Genomic DNA, 23,877 nt, shown 5'->3' on the forward strand with positions numbered 1-23,877 from the left:
AAAAAAATCCCGGAGTGTTATCAACACATAGCCACGCAGCTTCAACCCGTGGTGATAGTGGAATCAAGATCAGGCAAAGAATAATTGGGCCGGGTTGTTGGAAACGTGATTAACGTTTAGGTTCGGCCGTGCCTGTCTTTACTTTTCCGTCTCGCTTGTAATTGGCGATAATCACCCCGCTTGGGGTAACAGAACTCTCTGTTAATGTAAAAGCTGCCGGAACCGTGCCATTATCAAACAACTTCTTTCCGTAACCAAGAGTCAACGGATGAATTTTGAGGCGGAGTACGTCCACTAAATCATGCTGTAGCAGTAACTGAATGAGCTCACCACTACCCCATACTTGAATATCAGAACCTTCTGAATTTTTGAGGTCTTTAATTTCGGCCACACTTTTGAGGAACACCGAGTTTTTCCAATCTGACTTTTCCAAGGTCCTGGACATGACATATTTGGTACCGTCATTAATCCCCGGCCACATGTCCGCATGTTCTGGCCAGTAATCGGCCCATATCTCAAATGTTTTTCGGCCCAAAAGATAATCTGCAGGTTTCATCTCTTTTTCCAGGATCTTATCGTACACTTCGTCTCCATAGGGCGCAACCCAACCGCCATGCTCGAAACCGGCTGATGGATCTTCCTCCGGCCCGCCCGGTGCTTGCATTACTCCATCTAATGAAATCATTGATATGACGGTTATCTTCCTCATAATTTATACCGTTTTGTTTAATAAGATATCTCTGATATCCGAGTATATTGACTAAATAAATCCTCCACACGGTGGAAATGCGACATTATCACAGGGCATTTAGGACGTAAAATTCTTATTGAACATAATTCGGGTTATATAAAGACCCTGCGTATAAGCTGCGGTTCTCAAAATTACCACTCGATCATTTCACCTTAGATCCTTTCTATTCTGTAAAAACTATTTCACTTTTTTCTGATATGCCATTTTCATTAAAAGCTTCCACCTGGTAATAATACCCCTGGCCTGTATTAAGGGCCCTAAGTTCATAACCGGTTTCGCCATATATCATGGCCGATAGATTCAGGCTTTCTTCCTCAATCCCCCAATAGATCACATAGCCGGTAGCGTCGGGTACCGCTTCCCAGCTAAGCATGGCATTTCGAGCGTCATCCATTCTATTGACCGTAAAATTACCGGGGGTAACCGGTTTTTCCCCCTTTCCTTTCCCAAAAACCCGGAATTCTGAAACTGCCAGATGTTCATTCGTCAGATATTCATGATCGTAACGAATATATCGAGCCTCGACCGGCTCTTCCAACTCAATATAGGCATGGGGCATGTCTTTTGTATTCTCAGAAAAATCGGCTGCCGTTTGCCACTCTTCACCATCCGTAGATGTCTGAATCACAAATTGCTGTCTCAAGGTATCGGGGCGTCCGAAAATTTTACTGTTATAATCCTGAAAATTAATCTGTAGTGCATGGACATCCATGACCTCTTCCAAATCCACCTGAAAGTAAATGGAGTCATGATTGGCAGCCGATACCCAATAGGACCGGATTTCTTCATCATTGATCTTTCCAATATCAAAATCGACGATCTGTTCCTGCATGTAGCCGCTTTCACTTTCATCCACAACATTGATGGTGCCATCCACCGGGGGAGAATTTGTGGAAACCGGTTTTTGGTACGAGAGTAGCATCCAGCCGGTAAAACGCTCTTTATGATTATCTACATCGGATTCGGGTAAATAATGCGGATAATCACCGTAAGCGGTATTCACCCACATTTGTCCGTCATCTTCAAATCCGGCCGGATACATACCGATGCGGCGTTCAAATTTATAGTTGACCGAGATAGCCATGGTGGCATAATGCCAATAGTTGCCCCTATTGTCTCGGACGGTGCTGCCATGGCCACTGCCCTTGAGAAAGCCTCCCGGTTTATATGAAATCGGGTTGTAGGGAGCGTAGGTGAACGGGCCCAAAGGATTTTCACTGGTGTAAACCCCATCGGCATACACGTTCCATTGCGTCCCCGGAGCACCATACTCCAGGTAATACGTGTCGTTGTGTTTCATCATCCAGGGGCCTTCAATGTAAGGTTTTAAATCTGAGCGATGGTCCTGCCCAAACCTCTCCCACCCATGTTCTTCCGGCTTCAGATTGAAAAGATCTGTCTGTTCACCCATGGGGACAAAATAATTATCCGGATCCAGTTCTACCCCGCGAATCGGCCATAGGTTGGAGGATTCCTCATAGAGATAAACACGCCCATCATCGTCCACAAACAGGTCAGGATCTTGAATACCTCCCGGCGGATTAAGTACGGCATAGTTTGTTTGCCAGTCGCCCAGCCCGGGATTATCCGTTTCGATGACGGGGCCCCGGCCCGAAGGATCACCGTACGCGATGATCTTGTCTGTGTAAACGGCAGCCGCCGGGGCATTTGAGCCCTTAAAATACCAGCTTTGCGGATCAATAAACTGCCAGTTACTCATATCGTCAGACACCCAATAACCGTGAGAGCGGGTCACGAAGAGATAATATTTGCCTTGATAATTGACAACCGCCGGATCAGCACCGGAACGATATGAAACATTGCTCCGCGCACGATAGTGCGACATGTAGGAATAATCTATATCAATGGGATTACAATACGTTTCGTAGCTTTTAACATGACCGGCCTCCGTTACCGGGTTATCCATTCCCTGTTGTTCAGGCGAACAGCTTTGCAAAAAAAACAGGTTCGTTAATAAAAAGAAGAGGAATATTTTATTCATGAGCATCTCCTGATTTTTTATAACTAACTGATTCTCCGGATTTATTTCAACTATTGCCCTTAAACTCTCAGACTGTCAAGGAACATAAAGGCATATGGGGTACTAAATGGCAGGTAAGTAAAGTGACATGACGGCCCTCCCGTAGATAGTTTTATGTGATCAGTTAATTGTTACAGTATTTGCATGAACAGTGATGGGTTTTCCTTCCTCTGTTTTGGCTTCTATTACAAACTTCCATTTGCCATGCGGAACACTCCAATGCCAATTATTCCCACTTATATAAAGTTGATCATTGAACTGCATGGTATCATTTGGGGAGATACTATAGGTAATCAACTCATCCGGACAGATATAGTTCTCTGGCATTTTATTGTACCAAACCAGCTTTCGATCCTCTTCCGAAGTGGTGTACGCCATAACATTAAAAGCACATGGTCCGGTTTCAATTACTGCGGTTTCGGAGCCGGTATTTACCACCCATATCTTAGTTTTAAGTTTATCGGATGAATCTACCCAAGAAACTTCGCGGTGAAGCTGTAGCTCTCCTTCAGCGTGTAAACTATGGCGAGGCGGTGAAGGATAATCAAGTGTATTTCCAGACTTTTTGCATCCAGTTATTAAAACTGCAAAAAATAAACAAATCAACAGAAGCTTTCGTAGCATGATTTTAAGCGGTCTAATATAGTATTATCCAAACGGCCGTTCGCATTAGGTGTTCAGATAACATCCACTCAAGAAAGTGCAGAATTTCTCTCTAAAAAGAAAAATCAATTGTTTAGGGAAAAGAATAGCTCTTAAAACCGGATCCAGTCTTTATCTTCCAGCCATTGAATGAGGGCGGGCAAAAAGGTGATGGAGGTAAGCAGGGTCATCCCAATGCCAATAACGGCCATGACTCCGATAGATTGCAAGCCCGGATGATTGGTGAAGAGTAATCCCGCAAAACCCAGCATGGTAGTCACAGACCCCATGGTGATATGCTGCCCAGTACTCGAGAGAACCTGCCACATACTGTTCCTGCCCTCATCACGGTAGCGGTGAGCCAGGTGAACACCACTGTCCTCTCCTATCCCCAGAATAGCCGGTAACACCACCAGGTTGTAGAAGTTGAATTGCAGTCCAAAGATCATCATGATCCCGAACAGCCAGAGTAACCCCACCAGCAACGGCAGCATGGCAATCATAGACCAGCGAAACGAACGAAAAGAAAACAGCATAAAGAAGTAAATAAAAATGAAGGTAGCAGCAACCATATAGGGGCTTTCAGTCCGCATTAAATCCAGCATGGAAGCGGCCACAATGGAGGTACTGGAAGCATAGAACTCAGTTCCGCTATCCAGGGTAACTACACTTACATCATCTTTAAAAGCAATGGATTGCCGGCCGTCTGAGAGTCCTACTGACGGGTAAATAATCACAAATCGCCCCACTTCCCCGTCTTTGGTTATAAACCGGGATTTCAGGTAGTCCGGTATTTGGTCGAGTGAAACAGGTTCGGTGGTTTGAGAGGCACGGCGCAGTTTGTCAAGCTCTTCATCTTCGCGATCTACCAAAAACGGATCCTGCAGCAATTCTCGAACTTGAGCTATCTTCTGAAGCTTTTCCTTCTCTTCGGCCTCCGTAGTCGGAAATCGCTCTTGCAGGGTTTCTACACTTTCGATGGTCGGAGAAACCGTATCCACGCGGGCACGTTCTTTCAGGATATTGGCTATTTCTTCCACCTGCTCGTTGGTCTCGGCTACAATATAGGCGGGATTTCGCTTGTTGGAATCTTCAACCTGCCGGGCAAACGACCGGAATTCTTCATACTCAGGAAATTTAGGTTCCAACTCTCCGAAGTCGTATTGGAAGCTCAGGTTCCCGCTGAATCCCACTACAAAAGCAGAGGCTACCAATCCTACCGTGACTATAGTTCGTGCAAAGGGATAGCGGTGCACTCCGTCATATTCTTTCTTTTCTTTGTCACTGATCAGGATCCAATTCAGTCGTTCATCAAAAATAACCAGCAGCGCCGGGAGGATGTACAACATTCCGAAGAGGGCAAGTAAAATGCCGGTTCCGGAAATAAAGCCAAACTCTGAAAACCCGCGAAAGTCAGCAAACATCAGGATATAAAGAGCTGCAGCGGTAGTAAATGCTGAAACCACAATAGCCTCGCCTGTTTTCTCATTGGTTTGCACAATTGCTGCTTGTACGCTCAGGCCGGTGGAGCGCAACTCAATATATCGCGCATAAAAGTGGATGCCGTAATCAATACCCAAACCGAATAAAATCACAAACAGTACCGATGTCATTGTGTTCAGCATTCCCAGGTAGAAATAGGTAATGCCGAAAGTCCATGCCAAACTTATCAGCAACGGTAACCCGATAACAAGTACGGGCACGGGCATTCTTAAAATATGTGACCACACCGAATATTTGCCGCGACCGCCCGTGCCTTTACGATAATGCAGGTACTTCTTAATAAAGAAGTAGAACATGACCAATAAAATCACACTGCTGATACCTGTAGCAAAACTCCCTAAAACATCATTCATAATGGAGGTCAATTCTTCCAGATGACGCTTTAACCGTCCGCCGAAACGAACCTCCATTTCAGGATGATAAGCCGCCGGATTTAAAGAGGCCAACAGCTCATCATAATCTTTAAACATATCTTCAAGATACTTGATGTCGCTTTTGGACCCGGTGGGGAAAAATTTAACCACCATGATGGTGCTGTCTGCATTTACCGGATATTCGGATGGAACCAGGGTATTATAACTTTCTTCAAAATTCTCGGCCCTGTTATCTTCCTCTTCTTCATCGTCTCCTAAATCAAAATAAAAAGGATTGGCTTCTTCTTTAGCTTGTTCAATTTCATCCTCAAGCCAGCTGATAACGTCATTCAGCTCCGATTCACTGGCTAAATACAAAGCATTGTTTTGAGTGAATTCGGTTTCGCGGCGGAACTCGGCCCTATCAAAATAATAGTCATCATGGCGTGGATAGTAGAGCTCCAGGGTTTTTTCAATCAGGTCTTCCGCAAATACCTTGTTGGCTTCAAAGCTCGGGGAACTGATTACTACCTGCATTTCAGTCTCTCCCCCAACGGTTTCATTCAGCTTATCCAGGGCCATCACATTTGGATTATCTTCCGGAAGAAGATTTGCAATATCCGTGTCTACCCGCAGCTGAAGGGCATAAATACCACTTAACACGGCGAGAGAAATACAAACAAAAACTACCCAGAATGGATGTGAATAATTAAAATTGAGGACAGGCTTTAACAGCCTTAAAAGATGTGCCATGCAGTTAAGAAATTCTTATAAAATTATGATAATGAAATAGTAAATTTTGTTTTGAAGCCGTGGGTAAAGCACTTAAAAAATAATGAATTTGTCATTTGTAAACGGAATCTAAATAAGGAAATTATTTTCACGAACAAAACATTCATATACTCTGAAAATAATCCTACAACTCTACGCTGCTGTAGAATCAATTCTTTCAAAACTAATGTATTTTCGATTAAGTTTGAATCAGATTTTTAAAATTTCAGTTTCATTGAAAATATTATTATTTGAACTCATCCTTTAATCTATGTGTATTAATTTTTTTGAGATGAATTTTCAAACAACAATAGCTCGGATTTAGTGTTATGAGTTATATTTGCTTTAAAAAACAGTTCTAAATAAAAATTTTCGAAATGCCTGACTTCCTTCCCCGATCAGTTAATTCCGGCAAGGCTTTTTAATTATTTAAAACAAACAATATACCCCATTTGCAATAATTCAAAATAAAACCATGTGTGTAAGCTGCTTTAACTTAGCTCCCATTTGACAAAATTATTTTATTATTTAATGAATACAACAATTATTAAAATCCTGATCGCCTTTCTATTAATGTCAGCCGGCATTCAGGCTCAAAGTATTTCTTCCCCCAGCGGTCCTTTTCGGGATACAAATTCCGAAGATTTCCGCGCTAAAAACTTGTCTTCTAAGTTTTACAATGAGCTCTGGACCTATCACATAAACCTGGATAATGGTGTCCAGTTAATTTATACATTCTCGATTAATGATTTCGGTTCCTTCAAAAGCCGTGCTACCGGCGTGAAACTGTCTGTTTCCTGGACCGATGGTAAAACCTATGTGGTAAACAAAGAATATAGTCCTGAAACTTTCATTAACGAACCGGACAGTAATTACATGCGCCCCCACCCGGAACGGCCTTATTACGCAAAAGGTAATTTTAACAACAAACACAGGCTCTTTTTTCATAATACCAAAGACGGGGTTCAATACGATTTAGATCTTACTTTCTTTGATATTGCCCAGGGGAAAACAATTGGTGACGGTGTTTATAAAGTAGGAAACCATGAGATTGGTATATCTATACTTATGCCTCAAGCAAAAGTTAAAGGAATGGTAGCCATTAATGGGGATACCTTGAAGGTTAAAGGAGTGGGCTACATGGACCATATTTACCAAAATAATTTATCGACTAAACTCATTGACCGGAGCTATCGCATTAAAACCGGTGACGATGAAAATGGAATGTATATTCATTTTCTGATATTGAGAAATTCGGGATCCGATTACCCTATCGGCTACGGGGTTGGCTATAAAAACGGACTCGAATATATGCTTACTCCGTCCTCAATTAACCGGATCACCCGAGATAATAAAGTTCATCACCTAGATAAAGAGGTGGTGATTAAACCCTACCAAACCGATGCTCTTAACATAAAGGTTGACAAGCATTTTAATACTTATTCCTTACTCGACGAACTGGGTGGCATTAAAAAGTTTTTTGCTAAAAAAGCATTGGGAGGAGAGCTTATAGAAATGAATGGTACCGTTCAAATTAACGATGAGCAACCCGGATATTTTTATTACCTGGTTACAGACTAATCATATTCTAAGGGTTTAACTCTTATATTGAACCATTTCCTATAAAACGTGCTAAACTTTAGATACTTCCGAGCTTAGCATTTGCTCGGCATGATCAAGCATTTCCGGTGTGTCAACGTCTTGCCAAAAAGCATCTCCGATATTTAGTGTATTCATTTTTCCTTTTAAAGCAAGTGCTTGCACCCCATCAGATAAAGAAGCGTCCCCTTTTTTTTCAAAAACTCGCCGGATTTCAACCAACAAACTTTTTGTACAGACAAAAACACCGGTATCTATACAGTTATAATCGTTTATCTCCTTCCCGATTGATTTGATCTTCCCATTTTCCGAGTACACTTTGGTGGCATCTTCCATATCAAAAATATTTTCCACCTTATAATCTACCAATAACGTAGCACCATCAGGCTCAGGAACGTGCTTTTGAGCCAGTTTCATCATTGCATCAGAAAGAATATGATCTGCCATAGTGAGAATAAAATTTCCTTCAATAAAAGGTTCCGCAGCCAAAACAGAGATGCCGTTACTCAAATCAAAGTGTTCATTATGAGCAAATTCAATGGGGAGGTCACCGGTATAAGAATCCAGGATATCCTTCTTTATTTCTTCAAAACCAAAACCAAGAACAATCACCACCTTACTGCAGCCGGCTATTTTCAGGCTGCGAATGGTTCGATAGATAAGTGGCGTACCATTAACAGATGTGAGTGGTTTAAGGTCAGTATCGGTATCTGTTCCGGCCAGGCGTGAACCGAATCCAGCTGCTAAGATAACTCCTGTACTGTTTAAGTGACTGCTTGCCATAAAATAACTTATTGATAACTGTCGTAATTCTCGGAAAGATGCGTCACCGGCTCTTCTCCACCCATAACACGCAGCGTATTTTTAAGGCGAAAGTGTTGGATAAAAATATCATGCTCTTGAACATGACCGTCTTCAACCTGAGGGCTCTTGAAATAAAAACTCAGCCACTCTTGTATACCACCGTTACCCCTGCGCTTGGCTAAGTCCAGGAAGAGTGCCAGATCAAGTACAATGGGAGCAGCCAAAATGGAATCACGGCAAAGGAAATCTACCTTAATCTGCATGGGGTATCCCATCCATCCAAAGATATCGATATTATCCCATCCTTCTTTTTCATCCCCCCGGGGCGGGTAATAGTTGATGCGTACTTTGTGATATAAGTCCTGATATAAATCCTTGTAAGTTTCAGGTTGAAGGATGGTATCCAAAACACCGGACTTAGTAACTTCCTTCGATTTGAAACTTTCGGGGTCATCCAATACTTCACCGTCACGGTTTCCTAAAATATTGGTAGAGAACCATCCGCGAATGCCCAGCATTCTTGTTTTGAATCCGGGTGCTAAAATGGTCTTCATCAATGTCTGCCCGGTTTTGAAATCCTTACCCGCAATAGGCACTCCTTTCTCTTCGGCCAACTCAATTAACGCCGGAAAATCAGCAGAAAGGTTTGGAGCGCCGTTTGCATAGGGTACGCCTTCCATGATGGCAGCGTAGGCATAAAGCTGAGACGGGGCAATAGCTTCATCATTGTTTTCAAGTCCCTTTTCAAAAGCCTCTATTGACATATGGCACTTCGCCGGCGATTGATATACCTCGGTGGAACCGCACCAAACCATAACTGCCCGGGATGATCCGGTTTCTTTCATCTTATTACGAATGTCTGCTCTCAGTTGCTCAGCAAGATCTTTCTTTGTTTTAAATTCTTTCACATTAGGGCCATTCAACTTCTTCACATACTTTTGTTCAAAAGCAGCCGACATAGGTTTGATTTCTTTCAAAAAATCAGCAATAGGATCAATGTCCTGAGGCTTAAGCACTTGTGCATGAACGCATGCATCATATACGTTATCAGGTTTTACATCCCACCCGCCAAAAGTAAGATCATCAAGATCAGCTAACGGAAGGAAGTCTTTTATAAGCGGGCTTCTGTTTTCTGAGCGTGCCCCCAAACGAATGGTTTGCATTTGAGTTAATGAGCCAATTGGCTTTGAAAGCCCCTTTCTGATAGACTCAACTCCGGCAATAAAGGTGGTTCCTACCGCACCCATGCCCGGTGTTAAAACTAATAGTTTGCCATCTGCTGCTGCATTTTTACTCTTTGTAGACATTCGAAACTTTTTAGTGAAGATTTTTGCTGCGCAAAGATAATTAACTTGCCTAAGTTATGTTAGCATTTAATTATTAATTATGTAACAATCTGATAATAAGGTATTGATCCTTTCATTTCTATTCCTCTGAAGTTCTCCTATATTTGCACTCGCCTAAATTGAATCAATGAAAGAAGCTAATCCGATGATTTTCCACAGCTATGAGTGAAAATTCTTTTGCCAGAAGAGTGGCCTCATCGGTGCTTTATAGTGGTGCAGCCTCTGTTACTGCACGATTACTCAATGCCGGGGCTCTTTTCTACACCCTGAAAGTTATATCTGAAGAGCAATTTGGAATTGCAGCTCTTGCGCTCGCTTTTTTTAGTACCACAAAAGCATTGACTGAGCTTGGCCTGGGAACTGCCCTTATTCAGGAAAAAAGAATTGGTCGCATCCAGGTTGATTCTCTTTTCTGGACCAGTTTCTTGCTTTCTGTTGTGGTATATGCCCTGATTTACCTTACCGCTCCTTTTGTAGCCAATTTTTATGACACCCCGGTCCTCTCCTCCATGATTCGGGTATATATGATTGCGATCATCGCCTTTAGCTTTTATATGATATCAAGTAAGCTGCTGATGAGAGATCTTGAATTCAAGAAACTCGCCATTAGTGATAATGTGGCGTTGGCTTCTTCGGCAGCATTGATGATTTATCTTGCTTATGCCGGATGGGGCGCGTGGGCTATCATCTTAGCAGAACTGGCCAATAAAATAGGCCAAATGGCTTTTAGTATGCTTTACAAGCCCTATTTCCCCCGTTTCCAATACAGCTATAAGCAGGTGAAGCACCTTATTGAGTTTGGTTTATATACTACCGGCTCCAACTTCTTTCAAAAATTCTATATGAATGCCGACTACCTGATTATAGGAAAATTCTTTTCTATGGAACTCGTCGGTATCTATTCCTTTGCATACCGTCTTGTTTTTGATACCGTGAAAGAGTTGGCTAATGTAATAAATCGGGTCGCCTACCCGGCTTTTGCCAAACTTCAGTTCGACAATCCCAGGCTTAGAAACTACTTCTTTACAATGTCGAGAGCCAGTATGCTATTGGTGGGAACCGTTATGGTAATTATTGGAACCTATATTGATTGGTTTTTACCGTTAGTCGGTTATGAAAAATGGATGGATGCGGTTCCCTATATACGAATTTTTGTAGCCGTTGGTATTTTCCAGTGCTTGGTCACCTTATTGCCTAAGCTCATCAATGCCAAAGGAAAAGCAAAGTTTATCTTTTACTATATGTCGGCAAATGCCCTGTTGCTGCCCGTCGGGTTCCTCATTACTGCCCAGTACAGTATGATGGCTGTAGCTTTGGTATGGCTTACCATTTATCCTTTAGCTTCCATTGTAATCATCTATTTCGGAGCAAAACTTACCGAAACCAACGTATGGACCTTTGCATTTAAAAGTATTGCTGCCTTTGCAACTTTAATTCCTCTGGCCGGCTTTGCCTATGCCGTTCGTTATGCCATCACTTATACCATGGGGGAAGCAAATGTCTTAAGCGTGGCATTGGCCTCACTTTTTGTATTCAGTGTTACTGCCGTAGTTATTTGGTTTAAGGAAAAAGACGCGATTCAGGCTATCCGAAAATAATCTAAGTATTCAAGATTTAAACTTTGAATTCGTAATCCTTCAGGAAATCATATTTTTGACTTCTTTCAGCCACCTGATCAATCATCTCCTGCGTCCACTCGATTTTATTCCTGCTGTTTGAAGGTGATTTAAAAACTTTTTCGGCCGCCGCTTCGATGTAATCATCATAAGGCTCCACTTCCAAAAAGTTTATCAAGGTGGTCAAAGATTCTTTTGGATTATCTATAAATTCTTCGTGCGTCAATTCACACCATTCATCTTCTGCTACCTCACCCTTCAATCTGGCATTAGCTTCCACTCGCTTAAAATAATCGTCAATGGCTTCCTGAAGATTAGGCTTTACCGAATATTTTCGCTTATGGGTTGCGATATTATCCAATGGATGGCGCACAATGTGTATCAGTTTTATAGGCACTTGCACCTTCTCACGCAGCTTATCAATGATATCGGGCCTGGCTTGTAGATGTCGGGAAGAACCCCCTCCTTTTTTATCTCCAATCACCCTCAGTCTTCGGTAACGGCCTTGCCACAGCCCTTCCAGGGCATAGTCATAGCCGGTCCATTCGCGTCCTTTACCGGTGAATACTTTATCCTGATGTAAAATCAGGCTAAAAATCTGTTCCCGGCTAAAACCTGCCCTCAAAAACCGAAGGGCATCCAGCTCATGAGATATCACTACATCGGGATGAGCATCCAGTAATGAACCAACCAGGGTGTGTCCGCTTCGGGGGTAGCCTATAAACATACAATACCGTTCAATCTCATCATAATCCCATTTGAAATGAGTATTCAGCACTTTGCTTTTAACATAATCCCAAGGTACTCCAATATCTGCGCGTAAGTCTCTTCTTTCAAAACCAAGTGCATCGGAAAGAGCCGTTATTTGCTCACCGATTTTATTGAATACCGCCATATTATTTTTTCCTAACTAACTATTTTAATTAAAATTTAAATGTTTTTGAGTCTTTATAACCTTCATCTCTTTCATTACTGAGTGTGGCCCAAATTGACTTGCTGAAATCTACGCATTGATAGAACAATTTTTTTATAAAAGGAAGCGAATCTCCTTTTGATTGATAACCCATCTTATTCAAATACTCTCCTGCGATATCTTCAATTAAACTAACTTGCCATTTCTTCAATGCAAATTTCCATTCTTCATTTTTATCTTTCTGAATAGGTTTCAACGTTCCTTTTTTCCATGACTTCTCCCCTTTTGCAAATCCTTCTTCGTCCCTTTTATAATATTCCAGCATTTGTTTCTCAAAACTGACTCCGAGAAACGAGCAAATTTTATTAAGCACCCCTTCTGTATCTTCGATCAGGTCCGAGTATCGAAGCATCATATACTGATTTTCAGGTAATCCCGCTTTGAGTCGCTCATGTTTCTCAACATAGCTCCGCCATCTTCTGGTGGTCACAATTACAGATGGTGACCCGAAGCGTGCTTTAATCTCAGAATTGGCCGCCGCTCTCGGGTCCCGAAACATCGAAATGATTTTAGCTTCCGGATAAGCCTCTAAAATCTCATCGGTGTTCAAAATATGACGTGGGGTTTTTTCTCCTATAATCTCCTTCTCTCGTTCTTTTCGATACATTGTGAGTTGAAGATTAAACAATCCCACCGGATCCGTTATTTTCTCCCTCTCCGCCAATTCAAGAACTTGCTCTTTCGAAAACCCTAAATCCCGTATTCGGGTTTTATGATCGTACCAGAAATCAATCAGCATTCTGCTAAAATCTCTCTTTTCAACAGCTTTCCGGTATTTTTTTTGAATAGAATTGACAAAATGGAAAAAATGGGTTTCAGGGGGAACTACAACATCACTATGCACGCTCAACATACTTTGCAAAAGCGTAGAGCCGGACCGGCTGGTGCCCACGATAAAGAATATGCGGCTTTTTGTATCTCTGATGTCTTTTGAAGTGATCTCAGTACTCAAGAGTTAAGCATTTAGTTTGATTTGTTGACAGGAAGTTAACCTTCGCTTTCCACAAGTTTATTTATCGCTTGCCAGATTCGTTCACAGTTTTTGCCGTCTGCAGAAAGCATATGCTTATCTAAGTATTCCTGAGCGGCCTCTTTACAACACTCGGGGTTCTCAAGGCCGGTAATAATTTGATCTAACATGGTATCAAAATCCCGTGCCATCATCCCCCCGTTATCTTCCGGAGGATATTTCCAGATGAACCTGATAGAATCCACTTTTTTCTTACGGATTCCGAACAAAGTTTTATTTAACCACATAAATGATTCATCCTTACTTTTAACCGGATACACATGTACTGTGGGACGCTTTGTGGCGTAAAATAAATTGGCTATGCTGCTAAAATTAGTCACCAGCAAATCCGAAACCTGTAAATCCAAAAAATTATCAGGGTGATGGTCTTTAAACTTCAGCAGCACATTACTGTATTTCGTCTCCAGGTTTTGCAAAAACTCGAGGTAATGATGTTCAAATCGATACGAATCATGCAGGCGCAAAATCACATTTACATCACGCTCCTCAAGCTCCGAAAGAAGGGCGTTAAACAGTTCATCTTCATCCCCCCAGTGCGAAAACACCTCTCCATAGTGCCAGGTTGGAGCAATTAATACCGTTTTTTTATTTACCACGTCAAAAGGATAATATGGCTGTAAATCTTCTTTTGGCACTTCTCTCTGCAGATAATCGTGGCTAGCCGACCCAAGAGTGAGACAATTATCCGGGTGGAATCCACTGACTTTTGACCGATGTTCAAAATCAATGGGGCCAAAACACTGCCATTTTATATTTGGATTGGGCTCTTTCATATTTCCCCAGGTAAGACGGATATTCCGATGAATCCACTTAAACTCAACTTCATCATTTGGGCCTTTCCAGCCATATCCATGCCATAAAATTAACGCCTTGGGGCTGAGTTTGCGCAACGGTATGTTGTTATCCATTATCGTTAAATCCGGATCGAACCCTTTAATACCCCTCAACAAAGTTATATTATTGGTGCTGTGCAATTCAACATCCAAATCCCAAAAATCAAAAATGCCCTCAGCCTTAAATTTCTCGACGTCTTCCAATAACACTTTTACTTCAGAATCCGTCTCTTCTATTAAATATTTAGTAAAGCTCAACAAGTCTGCGCCAAAAGTAGTGGCGTAGATCAGTATTTTCATAAAATGCCCTTAAATTATAGTGCCTGAAAAAAATAAATGTAAGAAATAGAGCTGTCACCTAAAACCATTTAGATAACAATAGTTCGATTAGCTAAACTCATAAGTAATAGCAGAATGTCGAAATTTAATCTATAGGAATCCAATTCAGATAATCAGTGCTTATGCTAATTTTATTCTGAATTTTTCAACATCTTTTCAAAAACACAAAAAAATACAGCTCTGCAAAATGGTTCCTGTGTTAGCAAAGCTCACTTGGCAGGCTTTAGCATGATATCATCATAACCGGCAACTGCCGTTGATTTGGTTTTATCAGCGTCACTCAAAATTAATATGGCCATTGGCCTTTTTGGGGGCTTGTCTCCAAACATTCGTTTATAATCTTCTACAATATTACGCTCAAACCGAATCCATTTTCCCATTTCATCTTCCCCCGATTCCACCACTATAATTTTTTGATTTCCAAAAAATTTAGACAATTCAGTGCCTTTGGGAAGCGTACTGCTCCATGTGTAACGGATACTTTTGGGAACTTTCTTAAACAGTGCCACTCTTCCCATGTCGAATACAACATAAATACTCGCAGCCACATCATTTGGACCTTTGTCTTCATTGCCGCCCTCCGGAATTTTATCCACTCTCCATTTCCATGATAAAATTGGAGTTTCGCGAATATTGAGTCCTTCTCGTTTCAAAAGTGGGATATTCAGGTGTCGGGCATTGGTATCCTCATAATGCAGGTACTTATTCCCATTTTCTTCTTCAATGGTATAATCAAAAAGCTTTGCTTCTTCCGGGTGATTGGCTTTGCGTTCTACATCTCTGTTGTACCATCTTAACGGCAGCTGGCCAACGGTGTCTTGTTCAAAATCCTCAACAAGCCAACTGCCGTCAGGCATTTTTTCGAACGGCTCACTAACTTCATCTTGCTTAATTTGTGTATAAGCAGTTGTAAAACATAAAACAAAAGAAAGAAGAAAAACTAATCTCAATAATGATGAATTCATAAAATGATAAGTGAAAGGATATAAGTATCTAATATTTTATAATCGAGATTTACACCTCTCGTAATTTAACGGTATTTTCTGCTAAAATATTCCATTAATCCCCTGTTTTTAAATGCCTGAAGCAAGCCTTAGAGATCAACCAACTTTACCAAAAGTCAGCTGCCTTATGGTAACTGCCAATCGAAGAAATTTAGCCAGGCGTTCCGTTCAATGTTTTCTTAATCAAACCTATGGAAACAAAGAGTTGGTTATTGTTGATGACGGTGAAGAGGATTACAGTCCTATCCTGAAAGAAATCCCAAGCGAACAAGTAAAGTATTTGAAGCTGGAAAAAGAACCGGATTTTGTTTTGGGGAAACTCAGGAATCGGAGCCTGGAAGAAGCAACCGGTGATTACCTGGTTCAATGGGATGATGATGATTGGTATCATCCTGATCGTATTAAAATTCAGGCCGAAATTTTAGACAGCGGCTACGATGCTTGTTGCCTTGCTTCTGCCCTCATGCATCTGGATACAGATGAATTCATGAATCATCCCTATGTGGGAATACTTCCCGATGGCATTCCCGGCAGTATTATGCACCGCAGAAGTAATACCATTCGCTATCCTGAAACCCGCCGTTCCGAAGATACCGTATACCTTGAAGAGTGGATGAAACTGCGATATCATAAATTAGATCATGCATACAACTATCTATTCCTAAGAGCTTACCATGGAAATAATACCTGGGAACAAGACCACTTTAAACGCCGAATTCGTAATTCCCCTATTGCCCTGATTCAATACATTTGGCATGCGAAAATAAAGGGGGATCTGTTTGGCCATCCCCGGTTTCAGTTACATTCCAAAGCCGAAGATGCGTTTCAGCAATACATGGAAGAATCTAAGAAATTGGATCTTTTCTAAAGCCCCTGAATCATGAATAAGATATTTATTGTTGGATGCCCGCGTTCCGGAACCACCCTGCTGCAAAGCCTGTTGGCTTCCCATTCTCATATCGTTTCATTTCCGGAAACGCATCTCTTCTCCAGAACTGTTTCAATTAATCCTTTGGTTCAGGCTTTTACTGTTTATCGTAAGAAACATTATGAAACGGTAAACCGGATTCTTCATGATTTCGGGGTAGATTCAATAATTGAGCCTCAACAACAAATACCGATTTTCAGAACTAAACAATGGGTTAAGTATTTATTACCCCAATTAGATAAGATCGGAGAAGCATACCGAAGCGGCCATGAAAGTTTTCTGCTCGAAAAAACTCCCCGACATCTTCATTTCATAGACTTTCTCCACCAAGCTGACCCTTCTGCCTGTTTTATTCACCTTATCAGGAATGGAGAAGATGTGGTGGCCAGCTTGAGTGAGGCAACCGCCAATCATCCCGGAGACTGGGCCGGAAAAAGGTCTGTTAAAAAATCGGTGTTTTGGTGGAACCGTAGTATTCAACTATCTGAAAAATATATCGGAAAGAACCGGAATATTCACATTCGCTATGAGAACCTGGTAGATGAGACAGAAGCTGTGCTTAATTATCTCTGTGATGAAATTGGCATTCATTATGAAAAAAATATGACCGAGCAATATCATAATGTTGCAGCCTCATTAATCAATCAAGATGAAGCCTGGAAAGCTAAAAACACCAGAAAGGAAATCAGCACTACAGATAAATTCGCCGGTCTGCCCAAAAATGTGCGGCAGACAATCCAAAAAAGCTTACTTAACTTTGATTATCGTCGGATAGATATCAATCAATTTAAATAAATCTACTTCAACAGTTGGTATTCAAAGTTAAAGCCGACACCAAAACGATTTCCATAGAATTCTCCCAAATCCGAGGAGAGCGTCAGGCCGTAACTAAACCTTTCGTTTTGCGGCAGTACCGAACGCAGCTCCATCAGGAACGAATGGTTTAATTGTTTTACATTACTTAGCGGACGTAATTCGGCACAGATTTGCCCTTTTACAGCTCCGCATTGTTCCTGTGGCAGTCTCTGAATTATCTGATCTTCCCATGTCCCATAATTCCTGGAAAAGGTGTACAAAAATTTGTAATCAAGATTTGATAAAAGCTCGCCGGATAAACCCAAATGATGAGCAACAATAATGTTGTTATAAATCGGCCGGTTAATGGTTCCATCTGTGGTAATCATAGGATTCCCGATAACTCTTCCCTGATACGTCCATCCTGATCGATATAAAAAATTATTATAATAACTGGCTGACCCACGGGGTTCAAAATCGAAAGAATCTTGTCGTTTGGTATTTACGTGTTCCCATGTAATATTTTTCACCAGTTGAATATTCTTCGGCTTGATTGTCAACCCCCAAATACCATCCCACGGACTTCGGAATTGCGTGGAAACTTTGTCTTCAAGATAAAACAGGCGATAGGCCCGCAAATCAAACCGGTCGAAAAAGAGTCCAAGGCTGAAATCATAAGCTGCTACAGCGTTACCTACCGCATTTGACCTCTCTCCTCCCGGAGCATCAGCATCACTTGAACCGGTAGCTGTTATTACTTCCCAATAGGTCTGCCATCCTTCAGGTAACGCCCCCAGACTTTGGCTTTCCCCTGCCCACTGAACATTATGGACTATTCCTCCTACGGCATCAAAAAAATCGTATTTAATACTCAGGTAAAAATATTTTTCATGGAGATAGGCATTTTGCACATAACGGTCATTCTCAAGCCAACCATGAGCAAATAACCCATTGTATCTAATAATACCATTGGTTCCGGGCACCTCTGCAAAACCATCCGTAGAAAAAGCTATTTTTGGGATGGGAGTAGCATTCCGGCTGTACATAAATGACCCCGTAGATAGTTCCTCTTCTTTTTCCGCCAGCGGGTCAATATACCGTCCTGCCATAAATTTAAAATCATAGATATGAAGTTTTAAGTAGGCTTTATCAAAATATGATACCTGGGTATCTGCATAATCCCTCGACACAAAACTTGCCCCGGCTTCCACCTCAAAAACCGAGTTTTTAAAAATTTGCGAATAGCCTTCAACATAATGTAAAGCATTAGCCGAGTTTTGGTCGATTCGGCCGTCATTGTTTGCATGCATCCAAAAAGGAAGATCCTGGTCTAATCCTTGTGGATTCATGAAAAAAGTTGCTCCGGTTTTTAAATCTACAGTAGGTTTTTGGGTATCCTCCTGAGCCCAAAGCTGTAAGGGGGTAAAAGCTACAATAACAAGTAACAGGAATGCTTTCCTAAGTATGTTTATTAAAATCAATTTCTTCCTCTGTAGGTGTTAATTCATTTTTCTTTGCAAAAAAACGTGATATAAGATATGAAACTACATTTAAAATTCGCTTTAGTATAAGATTTGCTGTTAAAATCCCTACCAAAGCTTCTTTTGGCACTGAAACCATGCCGGACATTTCAAGTGCCACAGTCACAAATAAAGCATCTGTACTTGGCAGAAACGGTATTCGCGAAGCCAATATTTGTACGGCAGAGAAAGTGAACCAAACCGGGATTGCTATATCGGGGCGCGCTACATGCCACTGCAAAATCTGTATTACATTTATAAAAATAATTCTTCCGGCGTGCAGTGAAAAAATCTTCAGGCTATCTGATTTATTAAGAGATATAATTGCCTTCCGAAATCGATACACCAACCCCCCTGCAACAAGTACCCCAACAATGATTAGCAGCCACCCCAAGCGGTTAATTTCACCGATATAATCTGAAATGTTAATATATCCTTTAGATATAAAAAAGATCAGTAAAAATATAGTAACGATGCCGGAGGCCAGAGACGAAAGTACATTATTATCTTTGATAAAAATAAAAATCTCTTTTGCCGGGACACCAAAATACTTTTTGGCCCACAAATAAAGATAAACTTCCCCTGAATAACCCACCACGTCTGTGTTCAATACTTTCTTTTGGATAAAAACCGGCAAAGAATCTTTAAAAGAAATGGGCCATTTAATTTTATAAATAAAAACCTCTGCCAGAGGAAGTGAAAAATAAATTACAAAATACAAGAAATAGAACAGAGGGATGCGGGGCAGAGAGTCTAAAATCTCCGAAAGGCCAATTTCATATAATTGATACAGTAAATAGCCAATGATTGAGAACTGGATAAGAAACCGGACTGATTTCTTTACTATGTCTATCCATTTCCCGCTAAACTTCATTTGATGGAGATTCCCCCAATGAAGAAGTTTTACCGTCTTGCCGACTGTTAGCTTCGGTCAGACTTCTCTCCCAAATCCGTTCCGAAAATTCTAAAAAAGGCTGCTTCTCGTGGTACCATCCGAAGTGAAGACAAAAAGGAGTAACAATCATAAAATCCCCGTTTCCCGGAAAAATTGAAAAAAATCCAATCAGGATTTTCTTTATAAGATCACTTTTTAATCCTCTAAGGGAATACACAAAACGGTGGGAATAGTACTTACAGCTCACATATTCAAACTCTTCATCATGATCAGTAAGCATGCTTATAAAGTCCAGTTGTGGGCTGTTGTGTCCCTGAAGCCAGGGATAAACCGGTATTTTTAATTTTGCCATGGCCATTGCAAGACTCCATTCGCACGATTCTTCTGTACGGCCTTTCTCTTTTTTTCGGCTTTGAAAATGAGTTTCGGCTTTACGGTTCAGCATATCTTTTGCCAGTTCACAGGTTTTTTTGGTCAGAGCATAATCAGAGGCATACATAATTCCTGTTTGAGCCCGGCTGAGATAAGTAAGGCCAAATCGGTTTAAAGTTTTTCTGCGGCGACCCAGTATCATATCTTTTGCTACACCGATACTTTTGGGAGCACCAAAAAAATTATCTGCAGCAAGATTACCTGTTACTGTAAAATCAAAAGGTTTTAAAGACTGCCAGAGGGAATCAGGGTTTTTACACCAAATAATATCACTATCCAGAAAGAGGTTATTTTCGTAAAACAGGTAGTTATAGAAATTATGTTTAAACCCGACAATGGAAGCATGTTCTTCCGGCAATTCATAAATCAAATCAAAAAAACCGGAAAGGTTATTTTTTTTAATCAGACTTTGATGCTTTTTGGTACAAACAATTGCTACCGGGCGTTCGGTATCATACCGCCGCAAAGTTTCAACTGAAGCGATGACATGCTTCAGATATTTAGGGTGGCCGTAACTTACATATACGTACCCTTCTTTCCCAAGTTTTTCGTTTTTAACAGAAGTAAGCACGGTTTCCTTTTAGGTTAAAAGTATCCTTAAAAAATATAATAAGTTTATTCCCTTGCTGCTCTTTTTCTCAAGCTTTCCAGCAAGGCATCAAACCCTTTTTGATTGATAATACGCTGAAACTGACGGTGATAAGATGAAGCTGTAGAAACATCATCAATTTCCATATCCACTATAACCCATTCACCGTTTTTGAATTCCATTTCATAGTTTACAGGGGTACGAATATTATCCAATTCTGCAAGGGTTTCCACTCTTGCCTGATCTCCTTCTGTTTCTATCAGACGGTAGGTTATTTTGGCACGATAGATGTCCAGCTTATTTAAAGATTGGTCTCGAACAATGGTAGAAAATAAATCTACAAACTCGGTTCTTTCTGCGGAGGGTATGGTATCATAAGTAACGTCCAAAGCCTCTTTAGCCATGGCTTCAAAATCAATAATGCCATTTATAATTTCTTTGAGTTCGGCCCTCTGCCCTTCAGAATACTCTGTACCTTCCGGTCCCATCAACTCTTTAATTTGCTCATCGCGTTGTTCCAACATTGATCGAATTTCCTCGTCTGTCTGCTGAGCTAAACCTTGGTTTAAGCTAAAAAAGGTAATTAATAATAAAAGAGATGTAATTCTAAATAATTTCATAATTAAGTTTGTTAATAATCAGTTGGTGATCATAGTAGTTAACGGAATACCTGCCGATTTATTCAATTTAGCCAGTGAGGAATTGTATTCAAAAATTCGCTGCTTAAGCTGCAATTTCAGCTCGAGCTCTTTTTTCATAGCATCAATCAGGTCTTTTGCATCCCCCATACCAAAATCATGGTCGAGTTGTTCTTGCCGCAGCCATCTTTTCGAAGTTATTAACGCTTTATCGGTTTGTTTTACCTTTACATCAGCCAAAGACGCTGCCCTGTAATTATTATTTACTTCAAGTAAGATACCATCTTTAGCTGCATCTTGAGCATACGCAACTTTTCTCAACTCAATCTGACTTCGTTCCAAGGATGCCTTAATCGAAAAGAAATTCAGATTCTGGCGAATGGTAAAGCCAAAACCTCCGCTGAAAAGATTGGTATTATTCTGTATAAAAGGGTTTGACTGTCGAGGCCTGTTGGGAGTATTTGCAAAATTTACATACCCGCCTAAATATAAGCCGGGAAGGGTCTGTTTTTTTAAAGATGATATATAGGTCTCCGTAGCCTCTTCACCTGCTTCAAGAGCTTTTAGCTCCGGGCGATTATTAAATGCAGCCTGCTGATAAAAATCCACCGATTCAATTTCAGAAGCAACAGGATCTAAAAATCGTACTTCAGGTTCAAAAATTATGTCTTCATCATTTCGTAACACGTAATTCCATGTTTCCCGCACAAAAGCCATATTCTCAAAAACTTCAGCTTTCTGAATTTCAAACTCAGATTTAAAGATCTCAAATTTAAATACCTCCGAATCATCCAGACTGGCATCTCCCTCTTCCTGCATTTTGTTAATCTGACGTTCTACCTGATTAACTTTGTCTTGAGCCTCATTCAGTAATCGTTCTATCTCAAGGGCAAGTACATAGCTGAAGTACAGTTCAAACAGTCGTATTTCTAGATCAGCTTTCTTGGCGTCAAAGCTATGTTCAGCCGCTTCTGCACCTAATTTGGCTGCCTCTACTGCTTTATTAATAGCCCCCCACGTAAAAACCGGCTGAGCTGCAGATAGCTGGAACTTGGTATATATGGCCCAATCCTCCCAGTCGTTTCTTAAATTCGGATCCAGGTAATATTCATCTTCGGGTAAATTGGGGTTATCACTTTTCACTCCGGGAACCAATCCGTGCTGACTTTCAAATCGCACATTAGGCAGAATCCGTTGCGCCTTGGCTTGTGCTACCCTGTTCTCAGCCAGATCTATATTTTGTCTTTCATAGTCAATCTGCCCTGAATTATTAAGTGCTTTACTCAAGAATGCATCATAATCGATACTAAGTGTATCCTGAGCAATAGCTCCTGTATTTAAGGTAAATAAGATGAGTGCGGCTATATAAAAAATCCGTGCTGTCATAAAAGTTAGTTGGTTTGGAGCGTAAACGAATGCACGATGATAATATTTAAAACTGTTTTATAAAACAGAAATAGCCCCATATGGGGCTATTTATTGCGGAGAGCGAGGGATTCGAACCCCCGGAGACCGTGAGGCCTCAACGGTTTTCAAGACCGCCGCATTCGACCACTCTGCCAGCTCTCCTAATTTTCACTCAGTGCTTGCGCACCTGATACAATTTCAGAAATTTCAGTAGTAATTGCACTTTGACGAGCCTGGTTATATTTCAACTTCAGCTCTTTTTCTAAATCTTTCGCATTTTCGGTTGCACTGTCCATTGCCGTCATTCGTGCGCCCTGTTCAGAAGCATTCGACTCTAAAACTGCACGCCAAAGCTGCATGTTTAAATGCAAAGGCAGTAACCGATCTAATATTGCCTGTGAATTAGGCTCGTAAAGGTAATCAATAGCTTGTTCAGATGCATTATCAGAATTCTTTTTCGAAAATTTTTCAGTGTCAATAGGCAACACTTTCTGAACTTTTCGCTCCTGAGCTATAACCGACTTAAATTCATTGTAAGCAATATAAACTTCATCAAATTCATCGCTTATAAATTGTCGTATAGCAGTTTCCATAATTGATGATGTGGCATCATATTGAATATCATCAAAGAATCCCGGGAAACTTTCGATTACATCATACTTCCGTTTCTTAAAATATGCAGAAGCCTTTTTCCCGATAGTAACCATGGAAAGATTATCACTATCTAAATAATTCTGAAAATTATTATGCAGTTGTTTTTCAACCTCTTTGAACAAGTTATTGTTGAAACCACCGCACAATCCACGATCGGAACCGATAACTATAAACAAGACCTTCTTAACCGTTTCAGGCTTACGCATTACCGGGTTTGATACTTCACTGTACTCAACCAATCGTCCGGCTACTTCAGCAATTTTGGAAGCATATGGCCGGGTTTCAATCATGCGGTCCTGAGCTTTCCTAAGCTTCGCCGCAGCAACCATCTTCATAGCTTTGGTAATCTGCTGTGTATTATTTACAGATGAGATCCGGTTTCGTATGTCTCGGAGGTTAGCCATCGATACTTAT

The 23,877-nt window shown here is 40.9% G+C and carries 20 protein-coding genes and 1 tRNA gene; 4 read left to right on the forward strand and 17 right to left on the reverse strand.

From position 1 onward, the window contains the following. Positions 1 to 109 precede the first annotated feature (109 nt). The 4 genes from HUJ22_RS05435 to HUJ22_RS05450 form a co-directional block, all read right to left on the reverse strand. Complete coding sequence (locus HUJ22_RS05435) at positions 110 to 709, reverse strand: dihydrofolate reductase family protein (RefSeq protein WP_290875011.1); 600 nt, start codon at positions 707 to 709, stop codon at positions 110 to 112. A 205-nt stretch (positions 710 to 914) separates the two neighbouring features. Continuing rightward, the gene (locus tag HUJ22_RS05440; protein ID WP_290875013.1) at positions 915 to 2,753 is read right to left on the reverse strand and encodes a family 43 glycosylhydrolase; all 1,839 of its coding nucleotides are present in this window, start codon (positions 2,751 to 2,753) and stop codon (positions 915 to 917) included. Between the two features lie 159 nt (positions 2,754 to 2,912). Continuing rightward, positions 2,913 to 3,416 carry a hypothetical protein gene (locus HUJ22_RS05445; RefSeq protein WP_290875015.1) on the reverse strand — a complete coding sequence of 168 codons (504 nt, stop codon included), beginning with the start codon at positions 3,414 to 3,416 and terminating at the stop codon, positions 2,913 to 2,915. Between the two features lie 131 nt (positions 3,417 to 3,547). After that, the gene (locus tag HUJ22_RS05450) at positions 3,548 to 6,043 is read right to left on the reverse strand and encodes an MMPL family transporter (protein ID WP_290875017.1); all 2,496 of its coding nucleotides are present in this window, start codon (positions 6,041 to 6,043) and stop codon (positions 3,548 to 3,550) included. 549 nt (positions 6,044 to 6,592) lie between these two features. On the opposite strand from HUJ22_RS05450, the gene HUJ22_RS05455 reads away from it, so the two are divergent. After that, positions 6,593 to 7,642, forward strand: a complete 1,050-nt coding sequence (locus HUJ22_RS05455; RefSeq protein WP_290875019.1) for a hypothetical protein — start codon at positions 6,593 to 6,595, stop codon at positions 7,640 to 7,642. Between the two features lie 51 nt (positions 7,643 to 7,693). On the opposite strand, the gene HUJ22_RS05460 is transcribed toward HUJ22_RS05455, so the two are convergent. Beyond that, positions 7,694 to 8,443 carry an NTP transferase domain-containing protein gene (locus HUJ22_RS05460; protein WP_290875021.1) on the reverse strand — a complete coding sequence of 250 codons (750 nt, stop codon included), beginning with the start codon at positions 8,441 to 8,443 and terminating at the stop codon, positions 7,694 to 7,696. Between the two features lie 8 nt (positions 8,444 to 8,451). Beyond that, entirely contained in the window at positions 8,452 to 9,771 is a 1,320-nt protein-coding gene (locus HUJ22_RS05465) for an inositol-3-phosphate synthase (RefSeq protein ID WP_290875023.1), read from the reverse strand. Between the two features lie 200 nt (positions 9,772 to 9,971). Between HUJ22_RS05465 and HUJ22_RS05470 the strand changes: the two genes are divergently transcribed. Next, positions 9,972 to 11,408, forward strand: a complete 1,437-nt coding sequence (locus HUJ22_RS05470) for a lipopolysaccharide biosynthesis protein (protein ID WP_290875025.1) — start codon at positions 9,972 to 9,974, stop codon at positions 11,406 to 11,408. Positions 11,409 to 11,424: 16 nt separating this feature from the next. Here HUJ22_RS05470 and HUJ22_RS05475 read toward each other — a convergent pair whose 3' ends face one another. The 4 genes from HUJ22_RS05475 to HUJ22_RS05490 all read right to left on the reverse strand — a co-directional run bounded on the left by HUJ22_RS05475 (position 11,425) and on the right by HUJ22_RS05490 (position 15,458). Next, positions 11,425 to 12,321 (reverse strand): sulfotransferase, encoded by an 897-nt coding sequence (locus HUJ22_RS05475; protein WP_290875026.1) that lies wholly within the window; start codon positions 12,319 to 12,321, stop codon positions 11,425 to 11,427. Positions 12,322 to 12,349: 28 nt separating this feature from the next. Further along, complete coding sequence (locus HUJ22_RS05480) at positions 12,350 to 13,351, reverse strand: sulfotransferase (RefSeq protein ID WP_290875028.1); 1,002 nt, start codon at positions 13,349 to 13,351, stop codon at positions 12,350 to 12,352. 35 nt (positions 13,352 to 13,386) lie between these two features. Then, positions 13,387 to 14,562, reverse strand: coding sequence for a CDP-glycerol glycerophosphotransferase family protein (locus tag HUJ22_RS05485; protein ID WP_290875030.1), 1,176 nt, complete (start codon positions 14,560 to 14,562; stop codon positions 13,387 to 13,389). A 248-nt stretch (positions 14,563 to 14,810) separates the two neighbouring features. Further along, positions 14,811 to 15,458 (reverse strand): DUF3047 domain-containing protein, encoded by a 648-nt coding sequence (locus tag HUJ22_RS05490; RefSeq protein ID WP_290875032.1) that lies wholly within the window; start codon positions 15,456 to 15,458, stop codon positions 14,811 to 14,813. A gap of 220 nt (positions 15,459 to 15,678) precedes the next feature. On the opposite strand from HUJ22_RS05490, the gene HUJ22_RS05495 reads away from it, so the two are divergent. Then, a complete protein-coding gene (locus tag HUJ22_RS05495) occupies positions 15,679 to 16,473 on the forward strand; it encodes a glycosyltransferase family 2 protein (RefSeq protein ID WP_290875034.1) in 795 nt (264 codons plus the stop codon). Positions 16,474 to 16,485: 12 nt separating this feature from the next. After that, positions 16,486 to 17,328, forward strand: coding sequence for a sulfotransferase (locus HUJ22_RS05500; RefSeq protein ID WP_290875036.1), 843 nt, complete (start codon positions 16,486 to 16,488; stop codon positions 17,326 to 17,328). Positions 17,329 to 17,330: 2 nt separating this feature from the next. Here the strand turns inward: HUJ22_RS05500 and HUJ22_RS05505 are convergent, their stop codons facing one another. From HUJ22_RS05505 to atpG, 7 genes are all read right to left on the reverse strand, one after another. Further along, on the reverse strand, positions 17,331 to 18,809 hold the full coding sequence (locus HUJ22_RS05505) for a capsule assembly Wzi family protein (protein WP_290875038.1): 1,479 nt from the start codon (positions 18,807 to 18,809) through the stop codon (positions 17,331 to 17,333). After that, positions 18,787 to 19,722, reverse strand: coding sequence for a hypothetical protein (locus tag HUJ22_RS05510; RefSeq protein ID WP_290875040.1), 936 nt, complete (start codon positions 19,720 to 19,722; stop codon positions 18,787 to 18,789). Before HUJ22_RS05510 ends, HUJ22_RS05505 begins: the two co-directional genes overlap by 23 nt. Next, on the reverse strand, positions 19,712 to 20,746 hold the full coding sequence (locus tag HUJ22_RS05515) for a hypothetical protein (RefSeq protein ID WP_290875042.1): 1,035 nt from the start codon (positions 20,744 to 20,746) through the stop codon (positions 19,712 to 19,714). The genes HUJ22_RS05510 and HUJ22_RS05515 overlap by 11 nt, the downstream gene beginning before the upstream one ends. A gap of 44 nt (positions 20,747 to 20,790) precedes the next feature. After that, a complete protein-coding gene (locus tag HUJ22_RS05520) occupies positions 20,791 to 21,384 on the reverse strand; it encodes a phospholipid-binding protein MlaC (protein WP_290875044.1) in 594 nt (197 codons plus the stop codon). Positions 21,385 to 21,402: 18 nt separating this feature from the next. Next, entirely contained in the window at positions 21,403 to 22,788 is a 1,386-nt protein-coding gene (locus tag HUJ22_RS05525) for a TolC family protein (protein WP_290875046.1), read from the reverse strand. A gap of 96 nt (positions 22,789 to 22,884) precedes the next feature. Next, positions 22,885 to 22,971, reverse strand: a tRNA-Ser gene (locus HUJ22_RS05530). Beyond that, complete coding sequence (gene atpG / locus HUJ22_RS05535) at positions 22,971 to 23,867, reverse strand: ATP synthase F1 subunit gamma (protein WP_290875048.1); 897 nt, start codon at positions 23,865 to 23,867, stop codon at positions 22,971 to 22,973. Before atpG ends, HUJ22_RS05530 begins: the two co-directional genes overlap by 1 nt. Positions 23,868 to 23,877 lie beyond the last annotated feature (10 nt).

It is taken from the genome of Gracilimonas sp., from assembly GCF_014762685.1.
Classification (GTDB): domain Bacteria; phylum Bacteroidota; class Rhodothermia; order Balneolales; family Balneolaceae; genus Gracilimonas.